The 16,996-nt window shown below is 70.8% G+C and carries 13 protein-coding genes; 4 read left to right on the top strand and 9 right to left on the bottom strand.

Annotation, left to right across the window (positions count from 1 at the left end; all coding sequences use genetic code 11):
* Nucleotides 1-49 precede the first annotated feature (49 nt).
* Entirely contained in the window at nt 50-2,179 is a 2,130-nt protein-coding gene (locus tag K8625_RS04245) for an ATP-binding domain-containing protein (protein ID WP_223781908.1), read from the top strand.
* Here K8625_RS04245 and K8625_RS04240 read toward each other — a convergent pair.
* From K8625_RS04240 to K8625_RS04230, 3 genes are all read right to left on the bottom strand, one after another.
* Nucleotides 2,142-3,818, bottom strand: coding sequence for an ATP-binding protein (locus K8625_RS04240; protein ID WP_223781907.1), 1,677 nt, complete (start codon nt 3,816-3,818; stop codon nt 2,142-2,144). The two genes, K8625_RS04245 and K8625_RS04240, sit on opposite strands and share 38 nt — an antisense overlap.
* A gap of 99 nt (nt 3,819-3,917) precedes the next feature.
* A complete protein-coding gene (locus tag K8625_RS04235; RefSeq protein WP_223745288.1) occupies nt 3,918-4,748 on the bottom strand; it encodes a sensor histidine kinase KdpD in 831 nt (276 codons plus the stop codon).
* Nucleotides 4,749-4,838: 90 nt separating this feature from the next.
* Nucleotides 4,839-5,531: a hypothetical protein gene (locus K8625_RS04230; protein WP_223745287.1), complete on the bottom strand. Its 693-nt coding sequence runs from the start codon at nt 5,529-5,531 to the stop codon at nt 4,839-4,841.
* A 168-nt stretch (nt 5,532-5,699) separates the two neighbouring features.
* Here K8625_RS04230 and K8625_RS04225 point away from each other — a divergent pair, with 168 nt between their 5' ends.
* Together K8625_RS04225 and K8625_RS04220 are read left to right on the top strand one after the other, a co-directional pair.
* Nucleotides 5,700-7,007 carry a pectinacetylesterase family protein gene (locus K8625_RS04225; protein WP_223781906.1) on the top strand — a complete coding sequence of 436 codons (1,308 nt, stop codon included), beginning with the start codon at nt 5,700-5,702 and terminating at the stop codon, nt 7,005-7,007.
* 103 nt (nt 7,008-7,110) lie between these two features.
* Nucleotides 7,111-8,127, top strand: a complete 1,017-nt coding sequence (locus K8625_RS04220) for a metal-dependent hydrolase (protein WP_223745285.1) — start codon at nt 7,111-7,113, stop codon at nt 8,125-8,127.
* Nucleotides 8,128-8,241: 114 nt separating this feature from the next.
* Here K8625_RS04220 and K8625_RS04215 read toward each other — a convergent pair whose 3' ends face one another.
* From K8625_RS04215 to K8625_RS04195, 5 genes are all read right to left on the bottom strand, one after another.
* A complete protein-coding gene (locus K8625_RS04215; RefSeq protein WP_223745284.1) occupies nt 8,242-9,681 on the bottom strand; it encodes a DUF1552 domain-containing protein in 1,440 nt (479 codons plus the stop codon).
* Nucleotides 9,682-9,686: 5 nt separating this feature from the next.
* On the bottom strand, nt 9,687-11,300 hold the full coding sequence (locus tag K8625_RS04210; protein ID WP_223745283.1) for a DUF1588 domain-containing protein: 1,614 nt from the start codon (nt 11,298-11,300) through the stop codon (nt 9,687-9,689).
* A gap of 327 nt (nt 11,301-11,627) precedes the next feature.
* Nucleotides 11,628-12,341 (bottom strand): ribose-5-phosphate isomerase RpiA, encoded by a 714-nt coding sequence (rpiA, locus tag K8625_RS04205; RefSeq protein WP_223781905.1) that lies wholly within the window; start codon nt 12,339-12,341, stop codon nt 11,628-11,630.
* Nucleotides 12,342-12,497: 156 nt separating this feature from the next.
* Nucleotides 12,498-13,784 (bottom strand): SBBP repeat-containing protein, encoded by a 1,287-nt coding sequence (locus K8625_RS04200; protein WP_223745281.1) that lies wholly within the window; start codon nt 13,782-13,784, stop codon nt 12,498-12,500.
* 170 nt (nt 13,785-13,954) lie between these two features.
* Complete coding sequence (locus K8625_RS04195) at nt 13,955-14,707, bottom strand: outer membrane beta-barrel protein (protein ID WP_370640294.1); 753 nt, start codon at nt 14,705-14,707, stop codon at nt 13,955-13,957.
* A gap of 129 nt (nt 14,708-14,836) precedes the next feature.
* Between K8625_RS04195 and K8625_RS04190 the strand changes: the two genes are divergently transcribed.
* Nucleotides 14,837-15,727 carry a LysR family transcriptional regulator gene (locus K8625_RS04190; protein WP_223745279.1) on the top strand — a complete coding sequence of 297 codons (891 nt, stop codon included), beginning with the start codon at nt 14,837-14,839 and terminating at the stop codon, nt 15,725-15,727.
* A 2-nt stretch (nt 15,728-15,729) separates the two neighbouring features.
* On the opposite strand, the gene K8625_RS04185 is transcribed toward K8625_RS04190, so the two are convergent.
* Complete coding sequence (locus tag K8625_RS04185) at nt 15,730-16,995, bottom strand: right-handed parallel beta-helix repeat-containing protein (protein WP_223781904.1); 1,266 nt, start codon at nt 16,993-16,995, stop codon at nt 15,730-15,732.
* Between the last annotated feature and the right edge of the window lies 1 nt (nt 16,996).

Below are 16,996 nucleotides of genomic sequence, written 5' to 3'. Positions count from 1 at the left end.
AAAACCAACGGGTTGACGCGCCAGTACCCCCAGGTTCACCTTGCCGCCCATGACGCACGCCCCGCACGCTCTCGCCGAAGCCGACCAGGCCCTCATCGCCGAGGAGGAGGCGCTCCTGTCGCGCGTCCAACAGGCGCTCGAGGCGGCGCGGCAGAAGGCCGGACGCACGCAGGAGAACCGCCTGCTCGTCGCGCAGCTCCAGGCCCTGCGCGAGGACGCGGCCACCGCCGCCGAAGCGGACCTGCCCCACCTGTTCTTCCAGATGGACCAGACGCGCGCCCTGCTGGACCGGCAGGAGTCCGCGAACCTGCCCGACGCCCAGGCGCCCTACTTCGCGCACCTGCGGCTCGTCGGCGAGGCGGGACCGCGCGACTACCTGCTCGGGCGCACCACCTTCGCGGACGTGGGCGCGGGCGTGCGGGTCATCGACTGGCGCTTCGCCCCCATCGCCCGCGTCTTCTATTCGTACGAGGAGGGCGACGCGTTCGAGGAGCAGTTCGGTGAGCGGCTGTCCGAGGGCACCGTCGAGGTGCGCCGGCTCGTCGTCATCGAGAAGGGCGTGCTCACGCGCATCATCTCCGGCGCGCGCGTGCTGGAGCGCGCCGCCGACGGCACGTGGCGCTCGGTGGGGCGCGACTTCACCTCGCTCCAGGCGGGAGGCGCGGGCACGGCGGCACGTCCCGGCGCCCTGGGCACCGGCAAGGGCGCCCGGCGCGTCGAGGATGTCTTCGGCGTCACGGCGCTGCTGGACGCCGAGCAGTACGAGGCCGTCACGGTGGAGGCGGGCCAGCCCCTGCTGGTGCTGGGCAGCGCGGGCAGCGGCAAGACGACGGTGGCGCTGCACCGGCTGGCGAAGATCGCCTTCGACGACGCGGAGCGCTTCCCGCAGTCGCGCATGAAGCTCATCGTCCCCGAGGAGGGCCTGGCGCGGCTGTCGCGGCGGCTGTTGGCGCCGCTGGGCCTGGGGCGCGTCACGGTGGAGACGCGGGACGCGTGGCTGCTGGCCGCGGCGCGCTCGGCGTTCGACCTGCCGGGCATCAAGCTGAGCCCGGAGACCCCGCCCCTGGCCGCGCGCCTCAAGCGCCACCCCGCCCTGCGCCGCGCGCTGCTGGCGCGCATCGGCGCGCCGAAGACGGAGGCGGGCACCACGCTGGAGCGACTGCACCGCAGGCTCGCGGACGCCTACCTGGACCGGCGCTTCCTGGAGGAGGTGGTGCGCGCGGCGAAGGGCGAGCTGCCCTTCACCGCCATCGACGAGGTGCTCGAGCACACGCGCCTGCAGCGCTCCACGCCGCTGTCGAAGGAGCTCAAGGACATCACGGACCCGGACCGGCTCATCACCGTGGACGGCAAGGCCATCGAGGAGGACACGCCCTACGCGCTCGCGGGCACGGTGGACCTGGAGGACCTGCCCATCCTCATGTTCCTCAAGGCCCAGCAGGGCCCGCTCGGCCTGGAGCGCCTGGCCCACGTCGTCCTCGACGAGGCGGAGGACTTCTCCCTGTTCGAGCTGTTCGTGGTGCGGCGGCTGCTGGGCAAGGGCAGGAGCTGCACGCTCGCGGGCGACGAGCTGCAGCAGACGGACGCGGGCTTCGCGGGCTGGCCGGAGGCGCTGGACGAGCTGGGCATCCGCGACGCCGCCACGTGCCGGCTGCAGGTCTCCTATCGCTGCCCCGCGCCCGTGGTGGAGCTGGCCCGGCGCGTGCTCGGCACCCAGGCCAAGGCGGAGTCCGCGTCGCGGCCCCAGCGCCCGGGCGCGCCGGTGGGCTTCCACCACTTCCCCGTGGAGGCCCAGGCGCAGCTCTTCATCGGCGAGGCCTTGAGGGACCTCGTCGCGCGCGAGCCCCACGCCTCCGTGGGCGTCATCGCCAGCAGCCCCGAGTCCGCGGACGCCGTGTACCGCGTCGTCGCGGACCAGTCCTGGGCGCGCCGGGTGAAGGACGGGGAGTTCTCCTTCGAGCCCGGCGTGGACGTCACGGATGTGGGCAGCGTGAAGGGCCTGGAGTTCGACTACGTCATCCTCCCGGACGTCACCGCCAGGGCCTGGCCCGTGGACGACGAGACGCGCCGCCGCCTGCACGTGGCCATCACCCGCACGTCCCACCAGCTCTGGGTGGTGTCGTCGGGCGCGCGCTCGCACCTCATCCCGCGGGAGGTCGACGCGGCAGCTCCACGGTGAAGGTGGAGCCCTGGCCGGCCGCGCTGCGCACCAGGATGCGGCCGTCCATGGCGTCGACGATCTGCCGGACGATCCAGAGGCCCAGCCCCAGCCCGCCGTAGTGGCGCTCGCTGGCGAGCCGCTCGAAGCGCTGGAACAGCCGCGACTGCGCCTCCACCGCGATGCCCACGCCCTCGTCGCGCACGAGCAGCCAGGCGCGCTGCTCGTCCACGCCCACCTGCACGTCGATGGGGCGGCCCCGGCCATACTTGATGGCGTTGGACAGCAGGTTCTGGATGACCTGCTCCACGCGCAGCTTGTCCCACGAGCCGGTCGCCGTCGGAGGCGTCTCCAGCCGGAGCGCGCACCCCGCCCGGGCCAGCTCCTCCGCGTAGCGCGGCACCAGCTCTCGCACGAGCGCCGCCAGGTCCATCTCCTCGCGCTCCAGCCGCAGCTTGCCCGCCGTGATTCGCGAGACGTCCAGCAGCTCCCGCACCAGCCCGGACATGCGCGACAGCTGCCGCTGCACGGACAGCACCTTGCTGGAGATGGACTCGGACGCCACGTCCCCGATGCTCGCCGGGTGCGCCTCCAGTTGCCGCCGGAGCGCCTGCACGTTGAGGGTCAGCGAGGTGAGCGGCGTGTTCAGCTCGTGCGAGGCCACGGACAGGAACGAGTCGCGCGCCCGCACCGCCTCGTGCGCCTCCGTGTAGAGCCGGCCGTTGTCCAGCGACGTGGCCGCGCGCCGGGCCAGGTCCTCCGCCAGCCGCACGTCCGCCTGCGTGTAGCGCCGGCCCTTCTCCGTGTTCACCAGCGAGAGCGCGCCCAGCACCCGCCCCCGGCTCATCAACGGAACGATGATGTACGCCGACATGCCCAGGGCCAGCGTGGCCCGCCCGTGCGCTTCGTCCTGGAACGCCCGCGCGACGATTTCCGGCCGCAGCTCCGCCACGTACTCCGTGGTGCCCGTGCGCAGCACCTTGCCCACGCCGTGGGGCGCGTCCATCAGGATGGGGTAGCGCGCGTGGTACGCGCGGGTGGCCTCCACCATCTCCGGCCGCACGTGCGCCATGGCCACCCGCCGCACGCTCCCGTCCGGCATGGGCACGTCCACGCTGCACCCGTCCGCCAGCGGCGGCACGGCCAGGTGCGTGAGGCGCTGGAGGATTTCGTCGTGCTCCAGCGACGAGGTGAGCACCTCGCTGGCCTGCGCCAGGAAGGCCGCGTGCCGCTGCGCCCGGCGCGTCTCGTCGTAGAGCCCGCGGAGGATGGCCTCCTGCTTCTTCTCCGACGTGTTCTCCCGCGAGAAGACGTAGACGCGGCCCCGGCCCCGGAACAGGCGCAGCACGAACCAGCGCTCACGGCTCGCGAAGTGCCACTCGAACTCCTCCGGCTCGCCCGTGGCCGCCACCCGGTCGAAGCGCTCCTGGAGCTGCTCGCGCAGCACCTCCGGGTACGCCTCCCAGGGCATGCGGCCGAAGAGCTCCTCGCGCCGGCCACCGAAGGCGCGCTCCAGCGCCGGGTTGGCGTAGAGGCACACCCCTTCCAGGGAACAGATGGCGACGCTCTCCGGGAACTGGTCCCACAGGGCGGTGTCGTCGCTGGCAGGCCCCTCTGCGGTCAAATGGTGTTCCACGCGCTCGGTGCGGATGCGGGTCAAGGCCCCTGCTCCCGCTTAACACTTCCCTCGTCCCGGCCCACCGGCTCCTCCCACGCGTCTGCTCGTCAGACAACACTCCAAGGCCCCGGAGTGCAAGTTTCAGGGCCTGTCCAAGGGCGGCGCGGGAAGCGGCAGGCGGACGCTGAAACAAGCCCCCTTGCCCGGCGTGCTCTCCACGGACACGCGCCCTCCGTGAAGCTCCACCAACTGCCGGGAAATCCAGAGCCCCAGACCGAAGCCCGGCCGCCGCGAGTCCAGTCGGGTGAAGCGCTGGAACAGCCGCGCCTGGTCCTCCTCGCGGATGCCCGGGCCCCCGTCGCGCACCCACAGGAGCGCGAAGCCGCCCTCCGTGGTGAGCACCACCTCGATGGGCGTCCCCGCCGCGTGCCTGAGGGCATTGGTGAGCAGGTTGGTGAAGACCTGCTCCACCCGCGTGCGGTCCCACGCGCCCACCACGCCCGGCGGGGCCCGCACGTACAAGTCACAGCCCGCCCGCCGCACGTCCTCCTCCATGCGCTCCACCGTGCCGCGCACCAGCGCGCCCAGGTCCACCTCCTCCAAATCCAACACGGGCCGCTGCGTGGACAATTGCGACACGTCCAGCAGCGTGGCGATGAGCCGGTCCAACCGGCGGCACTGGTCCTGGACACGCCCCAGCCTCCGGGGCACGTCGTCGGGCGTGAGCGCCCCCACCTGCGCGGAGCGCACCAGCCCGTCCACGTAGAGCCGCAGCGAGGTCAGCGGCGCGCGCAGCTCGTGCGAGGCCACGGACAGGAACTCGTCGCGAACCCGCAGCGCGGCCTCCAGCGCCGCCGTGCGCTCCGCCACGCGCTCCTCCAGTTCCCCCGCGGACCGGTGCACCTGCTCCGGAGAGCCCGCCTCGGGCTCGCCCGCGCCGGGCGCTCCCGTCCGACTCGTCTCCACCGCCATGCGCCAAGTCCTAGCGCCAGGGGGGCCATGGCTCCAATCCGCCCCCCGCACGCGCCAGCCCGCAAGCTTCCACTACCCAACACGCCCGCGTCAGGGAGGCGTCTGCTCCCCCTGCTGCTGCTGCTGTTGCTGGCGCCACTGCTGGCGACGCGCCTCCTGCGCGCGGCGGTGGGCGAGCGCGTCGGCCTCCTGGCGCGGGTACTCCGACAGCCGGGTGCGGTGCATGTTGATGCTCAGCTCGTACAGGCCCCGGTCGCGGTCCGGCAGCTCGTCCCCCTGCTCCTCCAGCACCGTCGTGGCGAAGAGCAACATGTCCTCTGACACCTTGCGTCGTCGTTCGTAGTACTGCTGGATTTCCGCCTCCGTGGCGTCACCCGCCTGCACGCGGCCGAAGAGCTCGTTCCACCGCCGCGTCTCCTCCTCGCGCTTGCGGATGAGCTCCGGGTCCTTCGTCGGCGCGCCCAGCTCCCAGTACAGGTTGTCGGGCAGCCTCGCGCGCAGCGCCTCCAAATCCAGGGGATAGGGCTTGGGCTGCTCATCCTCCGGCTCGGGGGCCTGGAGCGCCGGGGGAATGACGCTGCTTGTCATTCCTGGCGGCTTCACCGGCTCCGGCGCGGGGGTGGGCGGCGCGGGCGGAGGGGTGGGCGCGGCGACGGGGGCTTCCGGCTCGGGCGGAGGCAAAGGCGCCTCTTCCCAGAGGGAGAACACGAGCGCGGCCACCAGCGCCCCCCCCGCGAGCCCCGCCAGCCAGCCCATCCGCTTCGACCCCGCTTTGTCGGACATGACGCCCGAATACCGCGCACCTCGCACACATGGCAACCAACGCTTGTCATGCCGCAATGCATCACAAACCAGGCGGATGCTCGAAACATGAAACAACACATTCAAGACTGACTCGGGTGTCAACGTGGGCTATAGACCGGACTTCCCCCCAAACCCGGAGGAGCCTGCATGAAGCGCGTACTCGTGGCGTGCCTCGCTGTCGCTGCGCTGATGGTCCCCAGCGCCGCCCGCTCGGAAGTCATCGTCTCATCCATCGTCAGCGTGCTGGTGGATGGCGGCAACAACTACAACTGGCAGAAGGTGGAGCTGCCTGGGACGAAGTGTGGCAATGGCTCCCAGTTCAAGTTCTTCATCCACAAGACGAACTCGCCCAACCTGCTGATGCTGCTCGAGGGCGGCGGCGCGTGCTGGGACTACGACACCTGTAGCGGCCGCGCGGGCCTGTTGGGCGCGGCGAACCCCAACGGCATCGCCGACGACTACATCACCCAGTTCACGGCGAAGTACGTCTCGCCGCTCGTCAACGGCGCGGACCCGGGCCTGCCGGGCCGCAGCAAGACGAACCTGGTGACGAACGGCTGGAACATCGTCTACGTGCCGTACTGCACCGGCGACGTGCACATCGGCAACAACGTGAAGACGTACGTGGACCAGACGGGCGCGAACCCGCCGCTCACGTGGCACCACAACGGCTACACCAACACGCTGGCGGTGGCGAACTACGCGAAGACGCAGTTCCCCAACGTGCAGAAGTTCCTGATGACGGGCTACAGCGCGGGCGGCACGGCGACGTCGGCGGGCTACTACTTCGCGCGGCGCATCATCAACCCGGCGCGGGGCTACCTGCTCAACGACTCCGGCCCCATCTTCCTGGCGCCCAACGCCAACTTCAAGTCGCGCGCCCTGCACGACAAGATTCGCGAGTCGTGGAACCTGAACTCCGTGTTCGGCCTGCTGCCCGCGTCGTTCAGCCAGAACGACTTCGGCACCATCAACCGCATGGTGGCCACGGAGTTCCCGAACGACCAGCTGGCGTACACGGGCTACACGCGGGACTACAACTACTCGCGCTTCTCCTATGAGCGCTTCCACACGCCGAACGACAAGGAGTCCGTGCACGCGTACTGGAAGACGGACGAGGCGGCGCTGGTGACGGAGCTGAGCAAGTACAACAACTTCAGCTACTTCATCCCGCACGAGCGCGCCATCAACTCCAGCCACTGCAGCACCATCATCACCTTCATCGGCGCGCACGCCTGCCAGCAGATGGAGAAGAAGAAGTGGTACGAGTACATCTCCGCGCCGTGGCAGTCGTGGACGTGCCGCAGCGAGTTCGTGGGCATGGACGTGTTCCTGCAGCGCTTCGTGGGCAACAACCAGCGCGTGCGCATCTACGAGCCGCCCAACGGCTACAACGCCGAGGACCCGGGCATGGGCATCGTCGCGCCGCTCATCAACGGCGCGCTCGGCGGGTAATCCCTTCCGAGGCGTGAGGTGACTGGCGGCGGGGCGGCGGAGGCGACTCCACGTCCCGCCGCTGGTGTTTGGAGGGACAAAGGCGCTAGAGGCCCAAGGCGCCATGGACAACCTCACCCACGGGCTGCTCGGACTGGCCATCGGCGCGCTGCGCCGCCCCGACGTGCGTCCCGGCGCCCCGGAGCGGTCGACGCCCACGGACCGGGCGGTGCTGCTGGCGAGCGTGCTGGCCGCGGAGCTGCCGGACCTGGACACGCTGCTGGCGCGGGGCGACGCGGTGACGGTGGCGCTGCACGCGCACCGGGGGTTGTCCCACTCGCTGCTCTTCACGCCCGTCGTCGCCCTGGGGGCCACGCTGGTGGCGCGGGCGGTGTTCCGGGGCGCGCGGTGGACGCCCGTGCTGGTCACCAGCCTGGTGTCGGTGGTGTTCGCGCACCTGCTGCCGGATTTGTGGACGGGCTGGGGCACCCGGGTGCTGCTGCCCTTCTCGGACGCGCGGCTGAGCCTGGACTGGACGGTGGTGGTGGACCCGTGGGTGACGCTGCCGCTCGTCGTGGGCGCGGTGGTGGCCTGGCGGCGGCGGGCGGTGTGGCGCAAGGCGGTGCTGGTGGGGCTCGCGTGCTCCATGGCGTATGTCGGCGCGCGGGTGGTGTCGTGGGGCGTGCTGACGGGGCGCGTGGACCGGGCCTATCCCGAGGCCCAGGCGGTGCGCGTCTTCCCTGCCCCGCTGTCGTTCCGCACGTGGCGGTACGTGGCCCGGCTCCCGGGCGACGTGCTCGCGGCGGGGGAGCTGTCGCTGTTCGGGGAGCCGCGCGAGGACCGCCGGGTGGAGGCGCCGGTGGAGGTGCTGCCCGCGGACCTGAAGGCCATCCCCACCGTGCGCGAGGCGCTGGCGTGGGCGCGCTTCCCCGTGGTGACGGTGGTGCCGGTGGAGGGCGGGCGCGAGGTGCGCATCGCCGACCTGCGCTACCACCTGCGCGGCGAGCCGACGCTCACGTTCGTGGTGCGCGTGGACGCGGGTGGACAGGTGACGGACGCGCGGCTGGAGCGCGGAGGGAGCGCGTCCGAGCTCTTGCGGCGGTGGCGTGGTGAGGATGCGCGCGAGGCACGCCCCGACTGAGGCGGAATCATGCGCTCGGGCGAAGGAGGCCGCGACTCGCGCACCGAGGCGGCACGCTCGCCCCCGGAAAGAGCCTCGCGGCGGGGTGGTGCTTCCCGCCGCGAGGAAGGACCGTCAGGTCAGCCCCGACAGGGGCCCCTTGAAGTCCTGATGGCCGAAGGTGTTCACGTTCACCCCGAAGGCCTGGGCGATGGACACCAGCAGCTTGTTGTGCGCGACGGCGCCCGGCAGCGGCGTGCCCGGCCCGCCCCAGTTGCTCAGCGGGTTGGAGCCCGCCGGACGCAGCCGCAGGAAGCGGCCCATGCGGAACTTCCCGCCCGCGCCGCCCGCGAGCACCGTGGGCACGCGCACGTTCATGTGCCCGGACGCATCCCCCAGCTCGTTGCCCCAGAGGATGAGCGTGTTGTCCAGCGCCGTGCCGCTGCCCTCCTGCACCGAGGCCAGGCCGTTCATCAGGTACGCCACCTGCTCGGCGTACCAGCGCTGCACCTTCACCATCTTCCCGCGGATGTCCGAGCGCAAGGGCTCGTCCGTCACGTCCAGGCGGTGCGCCAGGTCGTTGTGCGTGTCCTCGTGGATGCCGAGCCAGGGCATCGACGGACCGGGAATCGTCAGCGTCGCCACGCGCGTCAGGTCACACGCGAAGGCCCGGACGATGAGGTCCAGGTGCAGCTTGGTCAGCGTCGGCATGTTGTCGAGGTTGCCGAGCTGGCCCAGGTCGAACGCCGGGGGCGCCGTGCCGCCGCTGCACGCGGCCTCCGCCGGCAGCGGCTCCTGCTGCGCCGGCGTGGGCGTGGTGCTCAACGTGCCCAGCCGCCGCTCGATGTCGCGCAGCGACTCCAGGTGCGTCTCCAGCTTCTGCTTCTCCGCGCCCGCCAGCCGCTTGCTCAACCGGGTGGCGTCCTTGATGAGGTAGTCCAGGAGGCTCTTGCGACGCGCGGTGTTCTGCGCCACCTCGCCCGGGTCCTGCGAGGGCGACGGCGCGTTGCCGAACAGGCGCTGGTAGACGCCCGCCGGGTCTCGCTCGAAGGGCACGCGGCCCCCGTTCGGCGTGAAGCTGATGCTGTTGTAGACGTGCTGGCCGCCGAACTGCTCCCAGGCGTTGAGCTGGATGGAGCGGAAGCGCGTGGCGCCACCAATCTGCGCCGCCAGCACCTGGTCCAGCGAGGCGTTCTCCGGCAGGTCGTCACCACTGGCGGTGTTGACCTTGCTGCCGGTGAGGAACGTGAGCGGACCGCCCTCGTGGCCCGTCAGGCCGTGCTCGTAGAGCACCTGGTAGTCCAGGCCGTCCAGCACCAGCAGCTTGGAGCGGTGGGCCTGGAGCGGCTGCAGCATGGAGTTGGGGAAGTCGAGCGTGAAGTCCGTCTCCCCACCCTGCGGGTTCCAGTACTCCGGAAGGCACCCGTGGGCGGTGAAGATGGCGATGAAGCGCAAAGGCGGAGTGGTGGCCTGGGCGTACGCGTCCGTGGTGCCGAGCAGGTTGGCCAGGGGCAGCGCCGCCGTCGAGCCCGCCAGGGCCTGGAGCAGGGAGCGTCGGGAGAGATTGCGGAGCATGGTGGCTACTCGGGGGAAGTGGTGCGCCGGTGGACGAAATAGGGGGAGCGGACGAGCGCCACGAGCGCGTCGCCCAGCTTCAGCTTCGGGTCCGCGCGGAAGCTCCTGCGCATGTCCTCCAGCGTCCTGGCATCGACGGTGTCCTCGTCGCGGCCCATGACGTAGCGGAACAACTGCAGCGGCACGCAGTTGGCCACGTCCGGGCTCTCCGACAGGAAGCGCGCGAGCGCGGCGCCGCCGGTGAACGGGTGCGTCCCGTCCTCCGTGACGACCGAACCATTCGCGTCCACCGGCAGACCGTTCTCCTCCGTGCGGTACTTGCCCAGCCCGTCGTAGTCCTCCATGCCGAAGCCGATGGGGTCCAGGTCGCGGTGGCAGCCCGCGCAGGCCGGGTTGTTGGTGTGCGCGGCGAAGCGGGCGCGCGTCGTGGCGGTGGGGTCCACCGCGGGCGGGATGATGATGATGGACGGCGGCGGCGGCGGCACCTCGCGGCACAAAAGGCGCGTGAGGACGAACTTGCCGCGGCGGATGGGCGAGCTGGAGTCGAACAGCGCGTACGTCGTCAGCACGCTGGCGTGCGTGAGGATGCCCACGCGGTTGGCCGGCAGCGGCACGCGGCCGATGGTGCCATCCGGCGTCAGCGTCGTGCCGTAGAACAGCGACATGCGCCCGTCCGCGAACGTGTAGTCGGCGCCGAGCAGCGTCTTGATGGACGCCTCCTCGTTGGCGAGCACGTGGTCGATGAACGTCAAGGTCTCCCGGCGGCTGGAGTCCTTGAACGCCACGCTGAAGTCCGGGAACACCTGGTTGTTCTTGTTCAGGCTCTCCAGGCCGGACAGGCCCAGCCACTCGATGATGAAGCGCTGCAGGTACTGCTGGGACTGCTTCGTCTTCAGCAGGCGGCGCGCGTGCGACTCGCGCACGTCCGCGGACTTGAGCACGCCCGCGGCGGCGGCGGCCGTCAGCTCCACGTCCGGCGGCGAGCCGGTGATGGCGAACGAAATCGCGGAGGCGATCTCCTGCTGCGTCAGCCACACGACTTGATTGGCGGGCGCGCCGGACTCACCCAGCTCCGTGCGGTACAGGAAGGACGCCGACGTCAGCACGGCCTGGATGACGTACTCGGCCGCGGCCTTGGGGCTCGTGTCCTTGCGGACCGCCTTCCACAGCTCGAGCAGGTCCGTCTCCTCCTCGGCCACCACGGGGCGCCGGAAGGCGCGGGCTCCCAGCGCGCGGATGAACGCGCGGGCGCAGTCCTCCTCGTCCTTCCCCGCGGCGCACTCGTACTCGCTGGCCAGGTTGTTGGCGGCGACGGGCCCCCAGTTGCGCTCCGCCGCGCTGTCGAGCTGGTCCGCGAGCAGCGGCGTGACCTGCAACCGGTCATGCGTGGTGAAGCCCAACAGCGTGTCCTCGGGCGCGAACAGCTGCGCCATGGGCACCGGCGAGGGGTTCTTCACGATGGAGTAGACGCTGTTGTCGTACTCGGCGCGGGTGATGCGGCGCACGCGCGCGGGGGCTGCCTCCGTGACCTCTGGAGGGTCTCCGCCGGATGAGTTGCCTGAGCAGGAGGCGGTCACCAACAACAGCGCCGCGGGGAGGCAGTAACGGATGATTCGCATACGAAAGGCACCCTCTGAGCCAGCAGCCCCTGGAAACCCCCTCTTGAAGCGCCGGAACGCAGCGGAGTCTAACCGCGCGCCCTGTCGCGTCCTCCGGACTTTTTGGTGAGTTCAGTGAGGGCCGCGCTCCACGCTCTTCCAAGCCTGCGAGAAACACTCCCGCTCGCCCGACAGTGGCCTACGTCCACATCGCGCTCCACACGCGCAAAGCCTGCGTGCATGGAGTGGGAGTGGACCCACGCGACACCTGACCACCCACACGCGGCGCACCGGGTGGCTCGTGCTCCGAGCGGACGAGCACGCCGCGCGCGGGCGACAGGGATTGACTCAACCTGGACGCACGCGGTGCTCGACGCCCGAGGAGCCCGCGACGACGAGGTCCGTGACGAGGTTGAGGAACAGGCCGTGCCCCACGACGCCCGCGCGCGAGTCCAGGCGCGCGGCGAGTGACGCGGGCGTGTCGATGGGACCGAAGGCGCAGTCGAGCACGAGGTTGCCCTGGTCCGTGTGGAAGGGGCTGCCATCCGCGCGAGTGCGCGGTGTCACGCGCGCGCCGAGCGACTCCAGGAACAACTGCTGCGAGCGCCAGCCGAAGGGCAGCACCTCCACCGGCACGGGCCAGTGCGTGCCGAGCCTCGGTGACAGCTTCGCCACGTCCGCGACGATGACGAAACGGCGGCTGGCCTGCGCGACAATCTTCTCGCGCAGCAGCGCCCCGCCGCCGCCCTTGATGACGGACAGCTCCGGAGCGACCTCGTCCGCGCCGTCGAGGGTGACGTCCAGCACCGGCTGCGCGTCCAGCGTGGTGAGCGGCACCCGCAGCTCCCGCGCGAGCGCCTCGGTGGCGAGCGAGGTGGGGACGCCGAGCACATCGAGCAGCAGCCCGCGCTCACGCCGCGCCGCCAGCGCGCGCACCACGAAGGCCGCGGTGCTGCCCGTGCCCAGGCCCACCCGCATGCCCGCACGGAAGAAGCGCTCCACCGCCGCCTCCGCCGCCTCGCGCTTGTAGCGCGCCGTCTGCTCGGCCGCGTCGTCCGCCATCACCCGCTCCTTCCTCACCTCGCGAGAGAAACGTACAACGCCCCCCTCGCGCCCATCAGGGACAACCTGCTTCCCACCCCGCACGGGGACAGGGTGGGAGGCAGCCCGCACGGGCCCGCACCGAGCGCTCACCTGGCGGGTGGTGAACGGATGGGGCTAGAAGCGGAACACGGTGGCGTCGAAGCCGCCCGCGTTGACGTTCCCGGGCAGGCTGCCCCAGGAGTAGCCCACGACGTACACGCCGCCGTCGGCGCCCACCGTCACCGCCTGGCCCCGGTCGGAGGCGCTCGAGCCCACCTGCCGCGTGCCCAGGGGCTTGCCCGCGGTGTCGTACGAGCTGACGAACACGTCGCTGCCACCCAGCACGACGTTGCCGTCCAGCGCGCCCGACGTGTGCCCCACCAGGTGCACGCGACCGTCAGCCCCCACCGCCACGCCCTGTGCGTAGTCCGTCGTGGTGGTGCCCAGCTGCCGCGTCCACTGCTTGTCGCCCGCCTCGTCGTATTTCACCAGCACCGCGTCGTAGGTGCCCACGCGGACATTCCCGTCGAGCGCGCCGAAGGTGTAGCCGGAGACGTAGGCCGCGCCGGACGCATCCACGGCGACCCCCGTGGCGTAGTCGTCACTGTTCGAGCCGAGCTGCCGCACCCACGCCTGGTTCCCCGCCACGTCGTACTTCGCCAGGAACAGGTCCACCGTGTTGTTCGTGGACGTGACGCCGTCGAGGCTGCCCTGCGTGTAGCCGGCCAGGTAGATCTCCTCGCGCGAGCTCACCGCCACGCCCAGGGCCACGTCGCCGCGCGAGCTGCCGAACTGGCGCATCCAGTACGGATTGCCCCCGGTGTCGAGCTTCGCCACCACCACGTCGTAGTTGCCCGGCGTCGGCGTGCCGTCGATGCGGCCCAGCGAATAGCCCGCGAGGAAGAGGCCGTCCTGTCCCGACGTGCGCGTGACGGCCAGGCCCGTGGCGAAGTCATCCGTCTGCGTGCCGTCCTGCCATACCCACTGGAGCACGCCCGACGCGCTGAGCTTCAGCACGAAGAAGTCCGTGCCGCCCTTGTTCACGTACGGCAGGAAGCTGCCCCAGGTGTAGCCGGCGACATAGACGTTGCCCGCCGCGTCCGCCGTCACCGCGAGCGCCCGGTCATTCATCGCCGTGCCCACCTGATGCACCCAGTGCACCTTGCCGTCCGTGCCCTGCTTCACGACGAACACGTCCTGTCCGCCCGCCGCCGGCGCTTCGCCGAACTGCCCGCCGGTGTGCCCCGCGACATAGACGGCGTCACCGACCGAGGCCACGGCCAGCGCCTGCTCATCCGCGGCGCTTCCGAGCTGTCGTTGCCAGACGGGTGCGTTCAGGGCCTGCGCACTCGCCAGCGGTGCTCCCAGGATGGCCACCGCGCTCGCGACCGCACCTGCGCCACACCACCACTTCCGAACCATGGGCGACTCCTCTCGAGATGAAGGTTCCGCCCCGTACTCTGGCGCGGGGGAAGGCCCTGGCGCATCTCGCAAAGGACTCCGCACCTCCTGTCCGAAAGGTGCGACGCGGAGCGTTGTGCACTCCGCGTCCTTGCGGGGGCGCGCCGACGCGTGCCCCCCACTTCACAAGCTCAGATGTTCCAGCTGCCTCGGACACCCAGCATGACCGACCCGTACGGGCCGTCGTCCGCGTAGCCGAGCGGCGACGTGGTGGTGGGCAGCGGCGAGGGCAGCGTCAGCGTGGTGTCGCCCGAGCGCGTCGTGTAGCGCCCGACGGTCGCCGTCAGGAACGGGCCGAACGACAGGGAGTGACCCAAGCGCCACTTGCCACCCACCGTGACGTTGGCGAACTCGGGGCCCCGCGTGCTGCTCTTCAGCTTCAGGTTCGCCGCGAGCGGGCCCTGCGGTCCCTGCACCTGCGTGGGGCCGGAGTTCTCGTTGCGCAGGATGACCATGCCGAAGCCCAGTCCGACGAACGGGTCGAACGAGGCCGTGGGCGAGAAGTGATACTGGACCTGCGGACCGAAGCGAAGCTGCGAGGCGGCGCACTCCCAACCCTCGAAGCAGGAGTACGGATTCTCCTTGGTCAAGATGTGCGTGTAGCTGCCGTAGGCGCCGATGAACCAGTTCGGCGTCACCCGGTAGCCCACCTCCGCCACCACGGGCACCGCGCCGTTGGCCGCGTCGCTGAGCTTCACATCACCGATGGTCTGATTCAGCCGCAGACCATTCTTGTAGACATACCCCACGCCTGCCTGGAACCCGAGTCCGACGGTGACTTCCAAACCTGTCGGCGCACTGTACGTCGCGACTTCCTGCGCGCTCGCGCCCGCCGAACCCAGTGCAACCGCTGCCGCCAGGGCCCAACTCAGCCTTCCCGTCATAAACCCCTCCGTCGAGTGGAGCGTTGAATCTAGAACAAGCCGCATCTCACAAGTAAGCCGCGTTGCGTCAGGGTGACAGTTGTGACGGTGGGTCAGCGATGACTGTCAGGGACGTGCACAATGCGGGGCATGAACGTCACCCTCGAACAGGCCCGGGCACTGGACGCATTGGCACGACACGGCACCTTCGCGGCGGCGGCCCAGGCGCTCGGAAAAGGGCACACGGCGGTGCTCTACACCCTGCGGACGCTCGAGGGACAGACGGAGCTGGAGCTGTTGGACCGGCGGGGCTACCGCACCCGGTTGACGGCCGCGGGCGAGCGGGTGCTGGAGCACTGCCGCAAGTTGTTGGCAGTTGAGCGCGACCTCGAGGCGACATGTGCGGAGATACGCGCGGGGTGGGAGCCCACGTTGCGAATCGTCTTCGACGGCGTCTTCCCGGCCGAGCCGCTGTTACGCGTAGTGAAGGCGCTGAGGGCGGAGGGCGCGGGCACGCGCTTCCACGTGTCGTCGGAGTTCCTCGCGGGCGTGGAGGCGGCCTTCACGCGGGACGACGCGGACCTCATGGTGTCGGTGCTGCCGCCCGCGCTGCCGGGGCTGAAGAGCTACGCGTTGCCGGAGCTGGAGGCGATGCTCGTGGCCCACCGCTCCCATCCGCTGGCGAGGCGGCGTCGCGGCGTCATCAGTGAGGAAGAGCTGTCCGAGCACCTGCTGCTCACGGTGCGTGGCTCGGACCCCCGGCTGCAGTTGAGCACGGTGTCGCTGGAGCTGCGCTCCACGGTGCACCTCAACGACTTCGCGGCGAAGAAGGCGGCCATCCTGGAGGGCCTGGGCTACGGGTGGCTGCCCGAGCACCTCGCGTCGAAGGAGCTGCGGCGCGGAGAGCTCAAGCTGCTCAAGCCCGCGAGCGGCTCCACGCACGCCTTCCTCCCCAAGCTCCACCACCGCGCGGGCGTGAGGCTGGGCCGCGCCGCGCGCCGCGTGGTGAAGGCGCTCACCGGCACCGAGCCGCCGCAGTAGCGCTACTTCGTCGCCGTGGTGCAGTCGCCCGACACGTTCGTCGCCGCGCGGCCGTCCACCATGTTGTCGCTGAAGACGTTGTCGTCCGTCACCACCAGCTCCACGCCGCCGCTGCCGCGGTTGCACACCACCACCGCGCCCGCGCCCGCGCGGTTGCCGACGAACCGGTTGCCGCGCAGGGTGAGCCCGCGCGTGCCCACGTCCTCCAGGTAGACGGCCGCCGCCGGTCCGCGCGTCACGGTGTTCCCCACGAAGACGTTGCCCTCCACCAGGTCGTTGTTCGGCTGGAAGTAGTGCAGTGCCCCGCCGCCGCCCAGGTCGTAGATGCCCTGCGCGTTGGGCCACGCGAGCAGCGGGCGCTGCGCGAGCGAGCTGTCGGTGGCGCCCCGGTAGGCCTCCAGGACGTTGTCACGGAAGGTGTTGCCGCGCACCACCGAGTCACGCCCGTGCGTCACGCACATCGCCCCGCCGCCCGCCATGGAGGACGTGCCGTCCTGCGCGAAGCGGTCCACGTCCCGGGTGCGGTTGTTCTCGAAGAGGGAGTCCTCCACGCGCGAGCCCACGGTGAACATCAAATCCAGCGCGCCGCACTTGGCGGACACCTCGTTGTCGCGGAACACCGCGTGGCGAATCGTCACCGGCCCCGGGTAGTAGGCCCACAGCGCGCCGCGCGTCCGGTCGCGGTTGCCGTTGTAGTCGTTCTTCTTCACCTTCTCGAAGACCATGTGCTCGAAGACGGGGTCGCCGTCGCCCACCGAGCCGTCTCCGAAGAAGTTCATCCCCCACCAGCCGTGGGGATTGGTGGAGGTGAAGAGCACGGGCTTGTCCGCCGTGCCGCGCACCTGGATGCCGCCGTACACGCGCACCTCCACGCGGCCCTCGTGGTGGTTCATCACGCTGTCGGCCGCGCCGGGGTCCACGTCGGCTTGCGTGACGTCGGGGCGACCCATGAAGTCGAGGATGACGCCCGGCTCCACCGTGAGCACCTGGCCCTTGGGGATGGTGACGACGCCCTCTGCGTCCCCGACGACGCGGTAGGGAGAGCCCGCCTCGGTGAGCGTGCCCGCCAGGGTCCCCGTCACCACGGTGCCGCCGTCTTCAGGGACCACGATGACGGGCCCTCCGTCACCGCCACCCGGAGTCCCTCCGTCCTCACCGCCGGGCACCACGCCGGGCTTCTCGGGCGTGGAGGAACACGCGGTGAAGGACAACCCCAGGACCACGGCCCACAAGAGGCGCTTCACGGACTCGGAGGCGGACAGGTGCATG

Source organism: Myxococcus sp. AS-1-15 (assembly GCF_020037055.1).
Taxonomy (GTDB): Bacteria; Myxococcota; Myxococcia; order Myxococcales; family Myxococcaceae; genus Myxococcus; species Myxococcus fulvus.
This window is presented reverse-complemented; position numbering and strand designations above follow the sequence as displayed.

Bases quoted from the DNA above. Each gene is read 5' to 3' on its own strand.
- K8625_RS04235 (WP_223745288.1), bottom strand. From the start codon at position 4,748: ATGGCGGTGGAGACGAGTCGGACGGGAGCGCCCGGCGCGGGCGAGCCC.
- K8625_RS04185 (WP_223781904.1), bottom strand. From the start codon at position 16,995: ATGCACCTGTCCGCCTCCGAGTCCGTGAAGCGCCTCTTGTGGGCCGTG.
- K8625_RS04215 (WP_223745284.1), bottom strand. From the start codon at position 9,681: ATGCTCCGCAATCTCTCCCGACGCTCCCTGCTCCAGGCCCTGGCGGGC.
- K8625_RS04190 (WP_223745279.1), top strand. From the start codon at position 14,837: ATGAACGTCACCCTCGAACAGGCCCGGGCACTGGACGCATTGGCACGA.
- K8625_RS04200 (WP_223745281.1), bottom strand. From the start codon at position 13,784: ATGGTTCGGAAGTGGTGGTGTGGCGCAGGTGCGGTCGCGAGCGCGGTG.
- K8625_RS04245 (WP_223781908.1), top strand. From the start codon at position 50: ATGACGCACGCCCCGCACGCTCTCGCCGAAGCCGACCAGGCCCTCATC.
- K8625_RS04230 (WP_223745287.1), bottom strand. From the start codon at position 5,531: ATGTCCGACAAAGCGGGGTCGAAGCGGATGGGCTGGCTGGCGGGGCTC.
- K8625_RS04210 (WP_223745283.1), bottom strand. From the start codon at position 11,300: ATGCGAATCATCCGTTACTGCCTCCCCGCGGCGCTGTTGTTGGTGACC.
- K8625_RS04220 (WP_223745285.1), top strand. From the start codon at position 7,111: ATGGACAACCTCACCCACGGGCTGCTCGGACTGGCCATCGGCGCGCTG.
- rpiA (WP_223781905.1), bottom strand. From the start codon at position 12,341: ATGGCGGACGACGCGGCCGAGCAGACGGCGCGCTACAAGCGCGAGGCG.
- K8625_RS04225 (WP_223781906.1), top strand. From the start codon at position 5,700: ATGAAGCGCGTACTCGTGGCGTGCCTCGCTGTCGCTGCGCTGATGGTC.
- K8625_RS04195 (WP_370640294.1), bottom strand. From the start codon at position 14,707: ATGACGGGAAGGCTGAGTTGGGCCCTGGCGGCAGCGGTTGCACTGGGT.